This window comes from Bradyrhizobium sp. SZCCT0153 (assembly GCF_018129995.1).
GTDB lineage: Bacteria > Pseudomonadota > Alphaproteobacteria > Rhizobiales > Xanthobacteraceae > Bradyrhizobium > Bradyrhizobium japonicum_G.
In genome coordinates, this window is the sequence record NZ_JAFCKS010000001.1 from 1614319 (window position 1) to 1629259 (window position 14941).

Here is a 14941-nt window from a genome sequence, read left to right on the forward strand (position 1 = left end):
CGGTGACAACAGCGTGTCTTCCTGGCTCGACTACACGATCAACGGGCTGATCGTCGGCAATGTCTACGCTCTGGTTGCGGTCGGGCTTGCGCTGATCTTCGGCGTCAGCCGGCTGATCAACTTTGCCCAGGGCTCGATCTATCTCGTCGGTGCCTATATCGGCTGGGTCGCGGTGGTGCAGCTGCATACGCCGCTGCCGCTCACCATCATCGTGGTCGCGGTGGCCGCCGCGCTGGTCGGGCTGGTCATCGAGCGGTTCGGCCTGCGGCCGCTGCAGAACTCAGTGCGCATCGCACCGCTGCTCGCGACGATCGGCATCAGCTTCGTGCTCGATCAGCTGGTGATGCTGACCTTCTCGCCCAACCCGCGCGCGCTGCCGAGCCAGTTGCCCGATGTGCGTTTCCAGGTCGGTGGCGGCACGATCGGGCCGCTCGATCTGCTCATTGCCGGCGTCGGCATCACCAGCGCGCTGCTGCTGTTCGTGTTCCTGCGCTACAGCAAGCTCGGCTGGGCGGTGCGCGCGACCGCGCAGGATCGCGATGCCGCGATGCAGATGGGCGTGGACGTCAACCGCGTCAATCAGGCGGTGTTCGGCATTGCGGCTGCGCTCGGTGGCGTCTCCGGCCTGCTGGTCGGCATGTACTACAACCAGATCGACACTGCGATGAGCCTGCAGGCGACGCTCAAGGGCGTCGTCGCCGAAGTCGTCGGCGGCGCCGGCAACGTGCCGGGCGCCGTGATCGGCAGCCTGCTGCTGGGACTGGTCGAGAGCTACGGCGTCGCCGTGTTCGGCACCAGCTACCGCAACCTGTTCGCATTCCTGCTGCTCGTCGTGGTGCTCGTGTTGCGCCCGAACGGATTGTTCGCGAGCGCACGACAGGCGCCGCCCGAGCCGCTCACCGGCACCTTCATCGCGCCGAGCCGCCCGGTGCGGATTCCACGCTGGGCGCTGCTGGTCGCCGCCGCTGCGTTTGCGATCCTGCCGCTGTTTCCGGTGTCCTTCTATGTGCTCCAGACCCTGATCAACGCCTGGCTGCTCGGCATGCTCGCGCTCAGCCTGACGCTGGTGGCGGGAACGATCGGCCAGGTCTCGCTCGGTCACGCGGCGCTGCTTGCGATCGGCGCCTACACCTCCGCGCTGCTGTCGCTGAATTTCTCTGTCCCCGTCGGCCTCGCCATCATCGGCGGCGGCCTGATGAGCGCCGCGCTCGGCACCGCGCTGATCTCGCCGTCGTTCCGTCTGCGCGGGCACTATGTGTCGATCGCCACGCTCGCGATCGGCGAGATCGTGTCGCTGGTGATCCTGAACTGGGAAAGCGTCACCCGCGGGCCCATCGGCATCTCCGGCATCCCGCCGTTGGCGCTGTTCGGCTATGATCTGATCAGCGCGACATCGATCTACTGGTTCAGCTTCATCGTGATGGTCGTGCTGGCTTTGCTGCAGGGCCGGCTGCTCGGCTCGCATCTCGGCCGCAGCTTTCGCGCCATTCGCGACGACGACATTGCTGCGCGCGCCTATGGCCTCAGCCTGAACCGCTACAAATCGCTCGCCTTCATCTTCGGCGGGTTCGCCGCCGGCGTCAGCGGCGGCATCGCCGCGCATCTCTATTCCTACATCAACCACGAGACCTTCAACACGCAGCAATCCATCCTGGCGCTGACGGTCGTGATCCTCGGCGGTCTCGGCAACGTCGTCGGTGCCATCGTTGGATCGGTGGCGCTGGTCGGCCTGCCCGAAGTGTTCCGGATCGCGGCGGAGTATCGCATCCTGATCTACGGAATCGTGCTCCTTCTGCTGGTGCGGTTCAGGCCGCAGGGCCTGTTGGGGACGATGTGATGGCGGAGCAGCACACGACCATGCTGTCCCTGCGCGGGCTGACGCGCCGCTTCGGCGGCCTCACCGCCGTCAATGCGATTGATCTCGATCTCGCGAAGGGCCAGCTCGTCAGCATCATCGGCCCGAACGGTGCCGGCAAGACCACGCTGTTCAATCTCGTCACCGGGCTCGATCGGCCTGACGCCGGCGAGGTCCGCTTCGAAGGCCAGGACATCACGGGTCTGTCGCCGGAACGGCTTGCGGCCGGAGGGATCGCGCGCACCTTTCAGCTGGGCCGAGTCTTCGGAAATCTCAGCGTCATGGACAACGTTTTGATCGGCGCCCACACGCGGCTGCGCGCGGTCAAGCCGGCGGTGCCGCTGATCGGCCCGCTGCTGGAGCTGGGATTGGCGCTGCTGCGTCCCGCCAGTGTCAGGGCGGAAGAAGAGCGGCTGCGCGAAGAGGTGAAAGCCATCCTCGCGCGCTTCGGCGAGCGGCTGCTGCCGCGGATCGACCAGCCGGCCTACAGCCTCTCCTACGCCAACCGCCGCCGCGTCGAGATCGCGCGCGCGCTGGCGCTGAAGCCGCGCCTGCTGCTGCTGGACGAGCCGACAGCCGGCATGAACCCGACGGAGACAACGGAGATGCAGGGCCTCGTCGCCGAGCTGAAGGCGGAAGGGCTGACCATCCTCCTGATCGAGCACAAGCTGGAGATGGTGATGCGGCTCTCCGACCGCGTGATCGTCATGGACGAGGGCAAGAAGATCGCGGAAGGTCCGGGCGAAGTGGTGCGTGGCGATCCCAAGGTGATCGAGGCCTATCTCGGCCACGGCCTGTCGGGGAAGGCTGAGCAGGAGAGCGCGGCATGACGACGAGCGCAGCCGAGCCGCTGCTGGCGCTGTCCAACGTCAATACGTTCTACGGGCAGGCGCAGGTGCATTTCGATCTGTCGATCACGGTCGGCCGCGGCCACATCGTCTGCCTGCTCGGCGGCAATGCCAGCGGCAAGTCCACGACGATGAAGATCATCCTCGGCCTCGTGAAGCCGCGATCAGGTGACGTGACGTTCGATGGCGCCTCGCTGCTGGGGCTGACCACGCCGCAGATCGTCCGCCGTGGCATCGCCTCGGTGCCCGAGGCGCGGCGCCTCTTCGCCGACATGAGCGTGCGTGAAAACATCCTGATGGGCGCCTTCGTGCGCAACGATCGCGAGGCGATCGCGCAGGATCTCGAGAAGATGCTGGGGCTGTTTCCCAAGCTCGGCCAGCGGCTGTCGCAGCGCGCCGGCTCGCTCTCCGGCGGCGAGCAGCAGATGGTCGCGATGGCGCGCGCGCTGATGAGCCGTCCCCGGATGATCGTGATGGACGAGCCGACCATGGGGCTGTCGCCGCTCTATGTCGATCGCGTGCTGGAGCTGATCCGCACCATCAACCAGGAAGGCGTCTCGGTCTTCATGGTCGAGCAGAACGCCAGCCTCGCACTCGAGATCGCGCACGAGGCCTATGTGCTCCAGACCGGCAAGATCGTGCTCTCCGGACCGGCGCGCGCGTTGAAGGACGACCCCCGCATCCGCGACGCCTATCTCGGCGGCTCCGAGGCGGCCTGATGCAATGCGCTGACCTCTCCGCCTCGTCATGGCCGGGCTTGTCCCGGCCATCCACGTCTTAACTCCGGGCACTCCTGCAAATTCGCATATACGGTCATCAGGACGCAGCCGGGGCTGGTCAGTATGATCATTCTATGAAATTATCATACTGCTGGCGCGGATGGCGCGCGGACGGAATGATTGCTGTGTCGAAATTGTCCTTGCGGGCGGTCGAGCCCGGTGTGGTGCTGCTGTTCGGCGGGCTCATCGCCGCCAATATCGCAGCGTGGATGTGGGCCTTCGCTGCTTTCGGTGACCGGCCGACGGTGATGGCGACCGCGCTGCTCGCCTGGGTGTTCGGCCTGCGCCACGCCGTCGATGCCGACCACATCGCTGCCATCGACAATGTCGTGCGCAAGCTGATGCAAGCGGGCGGCACGCCGCGCAGCGTCGGCCTTTATTTCGCGCTCGGACATTCCACCGTGGTCGTGGTCGCGACCATGCTGCTTGCGCTGGGCGTGGTGAGCCTCGGCGGCGACAGCCTGCTGCGGGAAATCGGCGGCTTCATCGGCACCTCGGTGTCGGCGCTGTTCCTGCTGGTGATCGCGGCCATCAATCTCGCTATCTTCGTCAGCCTGTGGCGGACGCTTCGTATCGCGCGCGAGCAGGGCGTTCACGACGCCGAAGGCCTCGAGGCGCTGCTTGCCAGCCGCGGCTTCCTCGCTCGGCTGCTCGGCCCGATGTTTCGCCTGGTGACAAAGCCGCAGCACATGTATCCGCTGGGATTCCTGTTCGGGCTCGGCTTCGATACCGCGACCGAGATCGGCCTGCTCAGCATCTCCGCCGGTGAGGCCGCGCGCGGCGCTTCGTTCGCCGATATCCTGGTCTTTCCCGCGCTGTTCGCCGCCGGCATGGCGCTGGTCGACACCGCCGACTCCGCGCTGATGGTCAGCGCCTATCGCTGGGCCTTCGTCGATCCCTTGCGAAAGCTCTGGTACAACCTCACGATCACCGGCGCCTCCGTCGCGGTGGCGCTGTTGATCGGCGGCATCGAGGCGCTTGGCCTGATCGCGGATCGCCTCGGCCTGTCCGGCGGCGTGTGGACGCTGGTCGATCACCTGAACGGGTCGCTTGCGAATGTCGGCTTTGCCGTGATTGCGCTGTTCGTTGTCGCCTGGCTCGTCTCGGTCATGCTCTATCGCCGTGTGTTTGCAGGCGATCGGCACCGCGCCGCGCCAAGGGTCCTGGAATGCACCGATGCGACCGAGGCGGCCTGATCTCGGTCGTCGCTGCGGCGCGCTGACGGCACTCCCGGCCTTCGTCCTTCTCGCGGATTGCGACAGGGCCTTGGCGCAGAGCAACGGTGCCTCGCGCGAGCTGCCCGCGATCCAGGTCACCCGCGGCGAGACGCCGCGTCACAAGAAGCCGCCTGTGCCGCGACGCGCCGGCAAACCGGCGGTGGACGGCAGCAGCGTCGCACAGCCGGCGCCAACGCCGCCAGCGGATGTCGCCGGTGTCGCCTCCGGCGCGAAAGGCGCGCCCGGAATGGCGAGCGAGCTCACCGTCTCCGGCGACGCGGTCAACGCGCGCCCCTTCACCCGGCCGGGCGAGGCGCTCGAAGCCGTGCCGGGGCTGATCGTGACCCAGCATTCCGGCGAGGGCAAAGCCAACCAGTATTTTCTGCGCGGCTATAATCTCGATCACGGCACCGATCTTGCGATCACCGTCGACGACGTCCCCGTCAACATGCGGACCCACGCGCACGGCCAGGGCTATGCTGATCTGAACTGGCTGATTCCGGAAACCGTCGCCGCGATCGACGTGCGCAAGGGGCCGTATTTCGCCGACGAGGGAGACTTCGCCTCCGTCGGCAGCGTGCGTATCGGCCTGATCGACCGAACCGAAAAGGGTCTCGCGCAGGTGACCGCCGGCAGCTTTGGCTATCGCCGCCTGCTCGGCATGGACTCCGCGACAGTCGGCGATGGCTCGCTGCTCGTCGCCGGCGAGCTCGGCACCTATAACGGTCCCTGGGACAATCCGGACAACGTTCGAAAGCTCAACGGCCTCGTGCGCTACAGCCAGGGCACTGCGACCGATGGAGTCTCCATAACCGGTATGGCCTATGTCAATAAATGGAATTCGACGGACCAGGTGCCGCAGCGCGCGATCACCAGCGGCCTGCTCGACCGCTTCGGCTCGGAAGATCCGAGCGATGGCGGCAACACCAACCGCTTCGCGCTCTCGGCCCGCGTCGCGCAGAGCGACGATCTCGGCTCGTGGAAGGCCAACGCTTATGTCGTGAAGAGCCAGCTCGATCTCTTCAACAATTTTACCTACTACCTCAGCGATCCCATGCTCGGCGACCAGTTTCACCAGCACGACGACCGACTGATGGCTGGCGCCAACATCTCGCGCACGCTGAGCGGCTCGTTGGCGGGCCTGCCGATGCAGACCACCTTCGGCCTGCAATCGCGCTATGACGCGATCGACCTTGCGCTCACCAACTCGTTCCAGCGCGGATTTCTCGCCAACATCCGCAGCGACAAGGTCGGCGAGGGCAGCGTCGGCCTCTATGCCGAGAACACCGTGCGCTGGGCCGACTGGCTCAGGACCACGATCGGCTTCCGCGGCGACTACTACGCCGCCGATGTCACCTCGCTGTTCGATGCCGGCAATTCCGGCCGTGCCGACGCCGCGCTCGGCAGCCCGAAATTCCGGATGGTGCTCGGCCCCTTCAACCAGACCGAATTCTTTCTCGGCGCCGGCACCGGCATGCATTCCAACGACGCGCGCGGCGCGACCACGACGGAAGACCCCGGCGATGCCTCCACAAGGCTGACGCCGTCGCCGCTGCTGGTGCGCACGCGGGGAGCGGAGGTCGGCGTCCGCAGCAGAATTGTTCCCGGCCTCGACAGCTCGCTCAGCCTGTTCATCCTCGACCAGGATTCCGAGATCCTGTTCTCAGGTGATGCCGGCGACACCTCGGCGACCCGCGCCAGCCGCCGCTACGGTTTCGAATGGACCAGCCATTATCGCCCGCGATCGTGGATCGATATCGACGCCGATCTCGCCATGACGCATGCGCGCTTTCGCGGCACCGACAGCGAGCAGGCGGAGGTCTACGCCTCGCTGGCCGGCTATCCAGAGGCGCAGATCGGCAATGCGCCCGGCAATTACATTCCGAATGCGCCGGCGATGGTGGCCTCGGCCGGCGTCACGCTCGGCGAGAAGACCGGCTGGTTCGGGGCCTTGCGCTGGCGCTATCTGGCGTCGAGCCCGCTCACGGAAGACAATGCCTTCCGCTCCTCCGCGACCAGCATCTTCAACGGCCGCCTCGGCTATCGCATCGACAACGGCTGGCGCGTCCAGCTCGACGTGCTCAATCTCTTCAACACGCAGGCGAACCAGATCACCTACGCTTACGGTTCGCTGCTCAAGACCGACACGCTGTACAATCTCTGCACCGGCGGCGTCGCACCGACGGCGGTCTGCCAGAACGGTGTGATGGACTACGTGCTGCACCCGGTCGAGCCGCTGACGTTCCGCCTCACCGTAGCCGGAGCGTTCTGAGCATATCAGACGGAGGCCGCGCTCGGAGCCGGCTCCGCCGGCAGATCGTCGCCATTGGGATCGCCCGGCGCCGTGGCCCAGGCCAGTTCCACCAGCGTCACGAACCTGCGGCCGGCGCCATCGAGCTGGCACACGATCAGCCCCTGCTCCTCCATGTAGCCGAGCAGGCGTTGTGCCCGGCGCAGGGAGTGCGAGCCGTAGGCGCGGGCGATCGCGGCATCGCCGGGGCAGGGCCAGCCTTCCTTCGCCGCGCGCGCGATCATCATGAACACGCCCTGCATGTCGTCGGGCAGGATCGAGGCACGTAGCGAGACGTCCTGCCAGGCGTCGTCCTCGGCATGCTCGGCGCCGAGCCCGGCGCGTGCGCGTGTCAGCATGCGGCGGAATTCGGTGAGGTCGGGCACCGCGGAGCCGAGGCCCTCGATGCGGCAGCGAACCACGAACTCCTGATAGAGCACGCCGACGGCGCGGAACCCGGCATCGGGCGCCGCGAGTACGGCGCGCAAGGTACGATCGATGCGCTCGCGCCGCTCCGCGAGCTCCTCGGCGCTGATCGGCACCTCGACCGCCTCAGGCCGGATCTCCGGCGCGGCGGCTTTCGCGGCGCGAAGCTGTTCGAGCAGGTCCGGCGCGGGCCGGCGCTGTGGGCGGCTGGCATCGGGCGGCGGCGCTGCCAGGATCACGGCGCGCATATCCTCGAGTGAGGCTTCCGGCATCGGCATCAGCCGCGGCGTCGAATTGCGCGCGTGGGTGTCGGTCGGACCGATGTGCAAACGCAGGGGACGGCGCGACAGCGCGGGACCAAGCGCCATGAATTGTCCGCGCTCGAGATCGCGAAAGGCTTCGGCCTGCCGCCGCTCCATGCCGAGCAAATCGGCGGCGCGCGCCATGTCGATGTCGAGGAAGGTCCGCCCCATCAGGAAGTTCGACGCTTCCGCCGCGACGTTCTTGGCGAGCTTTGCCAGCCGCTGGGTCGCGATGATGCCGGCAAGGCCGCGCTTGCGGCCGCGGCACATCAGATTGGTCATCGCACCGAGCGAAAGCTTGCGCGCTTCGTCGGAAACTTCGCCGGCGACCGCCGGCGCGAACAGCTGCGCTTCGTCCACCACCACCAGCATCGGGTACCAATGGTCGCGGTCCACGTCGAACAGCCCGCCGAGGAAGGCTGCGGCGCGGCGCATCTGGTTTTCCGCGTCGAGCCCTTCGAGATTGAGCACGGTGGAGACGCGATGCAGCCGTGCGCGCTCGCCGGCGACCTGAAGCCCGCGCTCGGTGTGATCCTCGGCCTCGATCACGAGATGACCGAAATGCTCGGCCAGCGTGACGAAATCGCCTTCCGGGTCGATGATGGCCTGCTGCACCCAGGGCGCGCTCTGTTCCAGCAGACGCCGCAGCAGATGCGATTTGCCGGAGCCCGAATTGCCCTGCACCAGCAGACGGGTCGCCAGGAGTTCCTCGAGGTCCATGGCCGCCGCGGCGCCCGCCGCGGTCTGCCCCATCTCGATCGCAACCGTCATGTCCCGACTCAAATTCCCATCATTCGCGGACAGGGGCTTATCAACCCCGTCGCGGCGCGTCGAGCACCACGGCGCAAATCATGCGTGTTGCCCACGGCGCAGTTCAGGCGCGATGTGATTGCCGTAGAAGTGCGGGCTGCAACGTTGGGCGGAGCTCTTGAGCCGGGAGCGGCGCGCTACTGCGCGCCCGATCCGCCTTGCACGATCTTCTCGTTCAGCTTCAGGTCCACGGTCTCGACCGTGCGATCGATCTCGGCATTGGGCGTGCCGAGCTGATGCGAGATCAGCTTGACCAGCAAATCGACGCGCTCGATGAAGGGGGCGCCGCTCGCAACCGCGCGCGCGGCCGATGACGGCTTGAGCAGGCTTTCGGCGGCCTTGGCGTATTTCGCGAACGGCACCTGGTCCTGCGGGTCGGCGCCGAGACGGCGGGCGATCGCGTCGACATGGTCGTAGATCGTCTGCGAGCGCGCCAGGTCGCCGTGCACGGCGTCGCGGATCGACTGCGGCTCGTGCGGCGTGATGCAGCGATAATTGCCGGTGAGCAGCATCGACCATTTCGCCAGCGGCACGAACAGGGACGAGAACACCTTCAGCTTCACCGGCACGTCATGGCCGTCGAGCGTCACCGCGTCGATGTCGGCTTCGAGCTCGCGCAGCACCTTGTTGTGCTTCTCGTCGGCGAAGACCGATGCCTTGAAGTTGGTGGGCAGGCCGACGTGAAGCACGTTCGCAGCCTCTTCCGGCGGACGGAAGGCCTGCGGGTCGGGCGAGCACAGCGTCACGAGCCCCGGCTCGAAGCGCTCCCACACCTGCGCATTGGTGTAGGCCTCCTCGAGATCCATGTCTGCGAGCGAGGGGATGCGCTTGAGATAGGGCAGCGGCGGCATGTTCATGATCGACAGGCACGGCAGCTTCGCCGCTGCGATCCTGACCATGAGCACGCGTACGGTGTGGTTGGTGTATTGCGGCTCCTGCATTGCAAGGCCGACCATGTCGTAGCGTGAGAGGTCGACATTGGCCGGGGTCACCGCGTCGAGCTTGCCGGGCAGATCACGCGAGAAGATGGCCCGGTGCACCGCCTCGTCGCGCAACTTGATGCGGACCTCGGTACCGTCGCGGTTGATCAGTTCCGCGGTCTTGGCGCGGCAGACCAGGGTCACGTTATGGCCCGCCATCAGCAGCTTCGTGCCCAGCAGCGAGCCGTAGGAAGCCCCGAGAATCAGAATGTTACGCGCCATATTCCGTCCCTTTGAAAATGTGTGTGATTTTTGAGCCCCGGCCGTCATCCGCGGGCGAGTTTCCGGCATGTAAAGCGAAGTGCCCTGGGATGGCAACTGGGATAATGCATACAAGGGGCGCCCCTATCGTCCGGAGCCGGGGGACCGAGGGAGCGCTCGCTCCGCATCGACCTTCCCCGACTGCGCTTCGCTCCGTCCGCGCTACGGGCTCTTGCTGTGTCGTCGTTCTGTCAATCCGCTTGCGTAAAAATATTCTTCTTTACCGAAATTCGGTTTTGGCGTATGTGTCGCCCATCCCGGCTCATCCTTGAGGGGCGATCTTGTGGTCGTCATGTTCGCGAGCCGGGCTTGCGGTGGACGCGGCAGCGTCGGGCACGAGGTCAAGGGCAGGGCGGATTGCTCTCCGTGAGCCCAAAAACGTCGTGCCGACGAGCGGCGCTGTCAGGTTCGTCTCGTCTGTAAGTTTCCGGCTCCGTCGACAGGGCTGGAAAAACTGCGGCGAAATGGCGGGCCGTGCGTACGGCAAAACCGTGTGGTCCTGGCCGTCGTTGCTACGGTCAAGCTCTTGCGGATGCGGCATTCGCGTCAACCGGCGCGGTGTCGGCGACTTTCGCTGGAGTGAGGGAGGCCAAAAGGAACTCGGCTCCCGGGAGAGCACGGCATAAGCCGTCCAACCACTGCGCAGGGAAGGCCGAGTGATTGGCTACACCTGTATGCTGCTGTGCGGTTTTCTCTGCGTGTGCTTTTCGCGCAGCGGACCGCGGGTGCCAGCCGGCACCCGGCCTTCCCTGCGCCCTCTTGGCTTAAAGAGGGTGGAGAAACGAAGCAAAGCTCGGGCGAATTGTGCCGCGAGGATGCGAAGCCGTGCCTGCAAGTCGAAATGCGTATCGGAGGAACGCGATGCCGCCCCTTGCTCCGTCATTGCGAGCGCAGCGACTTGTCCGCCGTGGCGATGTCGAGAGATCGAGCGTCTCCCTCACTCTCGTGCCCCGGACGCAGCGCAACTTCCCCGGCGATGCGCAGCTTCGTCCGGTGCGGTGCGCTGCTGAGCCGGGGCCCATGTCTCCGCATTCCGCCATGCAACTTCCGGGTCCCGGCTCTGAGCGGCAACGCTTCGCGTTGCAGCGCGTCCGGGAGACGGGAGTGGGCAATGACGATGTGGGACGAATTCGGCTACCACCGATAGCTCAACGTGCCGAATACCTGGCGCCGCTCGCCGGCATAGCAATAACCGGCCTGGCAAGTCTGGTACTGCTTGTCGAACAGATTGGTCGCGTTCACGCGCATATAGGCGCCCTGGAATCTCCGGTCGAGCTTGCCGACATCGTAATCGATCACGGCATCGAACAATGTCTTCGCCGCATTCTCGAACGTATTCTGGTCGTCGCCGAAATTGGCGCCGATGTAGCGCGCACCGAGGCCCAGTCCCAGTCCTTCGAAAGGCGTGCCGGACTGGAACGTGTATTTGCCGAACGTCGCAAACGAGTCCCTCGGGATGCCGGAATACTGATTGCCCGTGGTATCGGCATTGCCTCGCGTGATCACGACGTTGAGATGGGTGTAGGCAGCGGTGAAATCGAAGCCTGGCTTGAGTGTCAGCCCGGCCTCGAGCTCCAGTCCCTTGGACTCGATCTGTCCGGTTGCGGCCTGGAATGCAATGTTGTCGGGATTGGTGCGCAGAACATTGTCCTGCTTGATGTCGAACACGGCGGCCGTCAACAGCAGCGGAACGTTCGGCATCTGATACTTGATGCCCGCTTCGGTCTGCTCGCCGGTGGTGGGCTTGAACGTGGCCCCTGTCACGTCGACGCCGGTTTGCGGGCTGAACGACGTGGCATAGCTGACATAGGGCGCAATTCCGTTGTCGAAGAGATAGCTCAGGCCCGCGCGGCCAATGAAGGCCGAAGGTTTCTGGGTCTCCGGCGTTCCGTCCAGCGTCGTCGTCGTGCTCTGCGAGACCCAGCTCTGACGACCATTGAGCGTCAGAATGAAGCCCCCGAACTTGGCTTGCTCCTGCACGTAGACTCCGACTTCGTCGGTCGACTGCTTGGTGAAGATCGAGAATGGCGGCGAGGATATCGCCTGGGCGCCGTAGTTCATGGTCAGGAGATTGAGATCTGGCGCCGGCCCGTACCCGATCTTGTCGTCGTAATGCTGGTGACTGTAGTCCAGGCCGAACAGGACGGTGTTCCTGACCGCGCCAAGCATGAACTTGGCCTCGGCCTGATTGTCGAGGGTCGCCGTCTTGAGATTGTCCACGATGCGCCAGGCCGAACGCGACGCGGTCTGGGTCGTGGTGTCGAGAGAATCGATCTGGGTGTATTTCGCGTCCACGCCGACCTGATAGAACCGGAAATTCTGCCGTACCGTCCAGGTGTCGTTGACGTTGTGCTCGAACGCATAACCAATGCGGAACTGCTTCTGGTCCATGGCACTGAACGCCGGATCGTTCGAATAGATGTTGGTCAGCTTCCCGTCGGCCGTGCGCGCGTTTCCGATGCTCGCGGCAGTGCGGCTGGTCTGATATTCTCCGAGGATCGTGAACGCCGTATCGAGGTTCGGCTTCCAGGTCAGGGCCGGCGCAATATAGGCCCGGTCGTCGTCATTGCCGGGAAACCAGGTTCTTGCGTCGCGCAGCAAGCCCGTGAGCCGGTAGTACAGTTGATCGCTGCCGGGAACCGGTCCGCCGACGTCGAAACTGCCCTGGTAGCGATCGTAATTGCCCGCCTGCAACTGCACCTCGCCGAACGCAGTCATTGGTGGCCGCTTCGTCGTGACGTCGACGATGCCGCCCGGAGAGCCAAGGCCATAAAGGCCCGAGGCCGGTCCCCGGAGAATCGTCACGCTGTCGAGCCCATAGGGCTCGATCTTGGGGATCACGAAGTTGCCGCCGCCCTGACGCAGGCCGTCGCGATAGATGCCGGTGTAGGTCGCGTCGAAACCGCGAATGTAGAAGCTGTCGAAGCGTGGATCGTAGCCGAAGGCCGAGGTCGTGACGCCGGGCGTGTAGTTGATGGCGTCCTTCAGCGTCTGAACGTTGCGATCCTCCAGCTCCTTTTTGGTCACGACCGTGAGAGACTGTGGCGTTTCGATCAACGGCGTGTTGGTCTTGGTGCCGGCGGAGCTGCTGGTCGCGACATAACCGGTTGTCGCTCCGGCTGTGACGAGTCCAGTCGCCTGTGGGGTCCGATTCTGATTGGCCGCCACGTTGTTGCGCCGGCTCGCCGAAACAGGACGCAAAGACCACGTACGCTGATTGGATGCGACGTTGCTGCGCTTTTTCGCTGGGTCCGGCGCTTCGACGGTGACCGGCGGCAGGTTGCTGGTCTGGGCCTGTGCCTGGGAAGACAATGCTTCGACAGCTACGAATGCGATCGAACCCAACATCGTCGCCTCGATCGCAGCTGTCGTTCCAAGCCAACGATGTTTCCTCTCCGACAAAGCCATGCCCACGGATGATGCTTCCCAATTTCGCCGAACTGATATCGCGCGAACGCGCTGCTGCATGCAGACGCGCGTCGATCGACGCGGAGTTCTATTGGTGAAGCAGTCGGAATTCCACACGCGCAAAATGGAATTGCTTGAAGCTGCGTGTGAGCGATTTTGGAATGATTCAAGATGCGTGTGGAATAGGCGAGATGTTCGCGCGAGTTTTCGTTCGACGACCAAATCAAGCCGCGTGCGGCAGATGCGCGTACGGCCTCTCCGTTCGCGCGATCTTGGCGCTCCGATCGATGGAGTTGCCGAATGTGGCGGGGCGTTGTCGGTCGTCTCGCTTATCGAGGCGATCGCCGAGCATGTCGCAAGCCGGTCACCAGGAAATCGGGATTCGCTGCGCAAATCCGCCGAGATCGGTGTCGGGACTCAGAGGCTGGCGGTCGAGCGGCCGGTTGTTGTTGCCACGGGCGAAGGAGGTGCCTGGCGGCAACGCGTAGTCGGTGAATTTGCGCTCGCCCGGCAGCACCTCGGTCCCGCCATCCAGCCAGGACCGTTTGCTCACATAGATACGGGTGCCCGGACCGGACTGGTACGAACGGTTGGGGCCGCGCGGACCGTAGTCATAGACCGCGCCTTGTGGCGTCTGTTGTCGGTCGCGCTTGCCTGCCGTCGCGGCATGAGCGGAGAGGGTCGAGGCGAAGATGGCGACCAGCGCCGTTCCGGTCATGACAAGCGCGTTCATCGGCAAATACCCCATGCGAGTTCCTGATGCCGTCGCCTCTCGCACCCGCCTGGAGGTCTGTAAAGAATTCGGACGTTGCGCGATGTTTCCGGACGCCTGCATGGGCGGGCCCCATGCGGGGCAGCTTCGACGTCGGCCATTCGCCGCCGACAGCGCGCGTGGTCGTCGCGGCCGCGACGCCCGCGCGGCCGCTCACCCCATCAAATTCAACGACCGGAAACAGTGCAGCAATCTCAAAGCCACACCGCGGCCACAGCCGTTTCGTTTCAGAGCAGGTGAGTGTTCTTGAGGTGTGGAATGTCGTTTTTGCGGACCTGGCTGATCGTTGTGGTGATGTGCGGCGTAACGATTGCAAGCTCACTTCCGCTTGCCCTGTTGCCGCAACCGGCCGCCGCGCAGGCGGCGGAGGCGATCGTGGTCGAAGGTAACCGCCGCGTCGAGGCCGAGACGGTTCGTTCCTACTTCAGGCCGGGCGCAGGCGGCCGCCTCGATCAGCCCGCGATCGATGCGGGTCTCAAGGCGCTGGTCGGGACCGGCCTGTTTCAGGACGTGAAGATCGGCCAGGCCGGCGGCCATCTCGTGGTGTCGGTGGTGGAAAATGCCGTGATCGGCCGCATTGCCTTCGAGGGCAACAAGAAGATCAAGGACGAGCAGCTCTCGGCCGAAATCCAGTCCAAGTCGCGCGGGACTTTCTCGCGGGCCCTGGTGCAGTCGGACACGCTGCGCATCGCCGAGATCTACCGCCGTTCGGGCCGCTACGACGTGCGCGTCACGCCCGAAATCATCGAGCAGCCGAGCAATCGCGTCGACCTCATCTTCACGGTCCAGGAAGGCGTCAAGACCGGCGTCAAATCGGTCGAGTTCATCGGCAACAGCGCCTACTCGGCTTCGCGTCTGCGCGACGTGATCAAGACGCGTGAGAGCAATCTGCTCAGCTTCCTCGGCAACAACGACATCTATGATCCCGACCGCGTCGAAGCCGACCGCGACCTGCTCCGCCGCTTCTATCTCAAGAACGGCTTTGCCGACGTC

10 protein-coding genes are annotated in these 14941 nt (G+C 65.1%); 6 read left to right on the forward strand and 4 right to left on the reverse strand.

Annotation, left to right across the window (positions count from 1 at the left end; all coding sequences use genetic code 11):
- The first annotated feature begins 13 nt into the window (after nt 1–13).
- From JQ572_RS07805 to JQ572_RS07825, 5 genes are all read left to right on the forward strand, one after another.
- Nucleotides 14–1837, forward strand: coding sequence for an ABC transporter permease (locus JQ572_RS07805; RefSeq protein ID WP_211382352.1), 1824 nt, complete (start codon nt 14–16; stop codon nt 1835–1837).
- On the forward strand, nt 1837–2685 hold the full coding sequence (locus JQ572_RS07810; protein WP_211382353.1) for an ABC transporter ATP-binding protein: 849 nt from the start codon (nt 1837–1839) through the stop codon (nt 2683–2685). Before JQ572_RS07805 ends, JQ572_RS07810 begins: the two co-directional genes overlap by 1 nt.
- Nucleotides 2682–3422, forward strand: coding sequence for an ABC transporter ATP-binding protein (locus JQ572_RS07815; RefSeq protein ID WP_211382354.1), 741 nt, complete (start codon nt 2682–2684; stop codon nt 3420–3422). Before JQ572_RS07810 ends, JQ572_RS07815 begins: the two co-directional genes overlap by 4 nt.
- A gap of 176 nt (nt 3423–3598) precedes the next feature.
- On the forward strand, nt 3599–4678 hold the full coding sequence (locus tag JQ572_RS07820; protein WP_211382355.1) for a HoxN/HupN/NixA family nickel/cobalt transporter: 1080 nt from the start codon (nt 3599–3601) through the stop codon (nt 4676–4678).
- The gene (locus tag JQ572_RS07825; RefSeq protein ID WP_211382356.1) at nt 4659–6971 is read left to right on the forward strand and encodes a TonB-dependent receptor; all 2313 of its coding nucleotides are present in this window, start codon (nt 4659–4661) and stop codon (nt 6969–6971) included. Before JQ572_RS07820 ends, JQ572_RS07825 begins: the two co-directional genes overlap by 20 nt.
- Before the next feature lie 5 nt (nt 6972–6976).
- Here the strand turns inward: JQ572_RS07825 and JQ572_RS07830 are convergent, their stop codons facing one another.
- The 4 genes from JQ572_RS07830 to JQ572_RS07845 form a co-directional block, all read right to left on the reverse strand.
- A complete protein-coding gene (locus tag JQ572_RS07830; protein ID WP_211382357.1) occupies nt 6977–8488 on the reverse strand; it encodes an ATP-binding protein in 1512 nt (503 codons plus the stop codon).
- 176 nt (nt 8489–8664) lie between these two features.
- Nucleotides 8665–9729, reverse strand: a complete 1065-nt coding sequence (locus JQ572_RS07835) for a ketopantoate reductase family protein (protein ID WP_211382358.1) — start codon at nt 9727–9729, stop codon at nt 8665–8667.
- A gap of 1173 nt (nt 9730–10902) precedes the next feature.
- Nucleotides 10903–12936: a TonB-dependent siderophore receptor gene (locus JQ572_RS07840; RefSeq protein ID WP_349643085.1), complete on the reverse strand. Its 2034-nt coding sequence runs from the start codon at nt 12934–12936 to the stop codon at nt 10903–10905.
- Nucleotides 12937–13540: 604 nt separating this feature from the next.
- Complete coding sequence (locus JQ572_RS07845) at nt 13541–13909, reverse strand: hypothetical protein (RefSeq protein WP_249128837.1); 369 nt, start codon at nt 13907–13909, stop codon at nt 13541–13543.
- A gap of 297 nt (nt 13910–14206) precedes the next feature.
- Here JQ572_RS07845 and JQ572_RS07850 point away from each other — a divergent pair.
- On the forward strand, nt 14207–14941 hold a 735-nt coding region (locus JQ572_RS07850; RefSeq protein ID WP_283814058.1), incomplete at its 3' end, for a POTRA domain-containing protein.

Excerpts from the sequence above, each read along its gene's own strand:
- JQ572_RS07810 (WP_211382353.1), top strand. The coding sequence starts at position 1,837 with ATGGCGGAGCAGCACACGACCATGCTGTCCCTGCGCGGGCTGACGCGC.
- JQ572_RS07815 (WP_211382354.1), top strand. The coding sequence starts at position 2,682 with ATGACGACGAGCGCAGCCGAGCCGCTGCTGGCGCTGTCCAACGTCAAT.
- JQ572_RS07820 (WP_211382355.1), top strand. The coding sequence starts at position 3,599 with ATGATTGCTGTGTCGAAATTGTCCTTGCGGGCGGTCGAGCCCGGTGTG.
- JQ572_RS07825 (WP_211382356.1), top strand. The coding sequence starts at position 4,659 with ATGCGACCGAGGCGGCCTGATCTCGGTCGTCGCTGCGGCGCGCTGACG.
- JQ572_RS07830 (WP_211382357.1), bottom strand. The coding sequence starts at position 8,488 with ATGACGGTTGCGATCGAGATGGGGCAGACCGCGGCGGGCGCCGCGGCG.
- JQ572_RS07835 (WP_211382358.1), bottom strand. The coding sequence starts at position 9,729 with ATGGCGCGTAACATTCTGATTCTCGGGGCTTCCTACGGCTCGCTGCTG.
- JQ572_RS07845 (WP_249128837.1), bottom strand. The coding sequence starts at position 13,909 with ATGAACGCGCTTGTCATGACCGGAACGGCGCTGGTCGCCATCTTCGCC.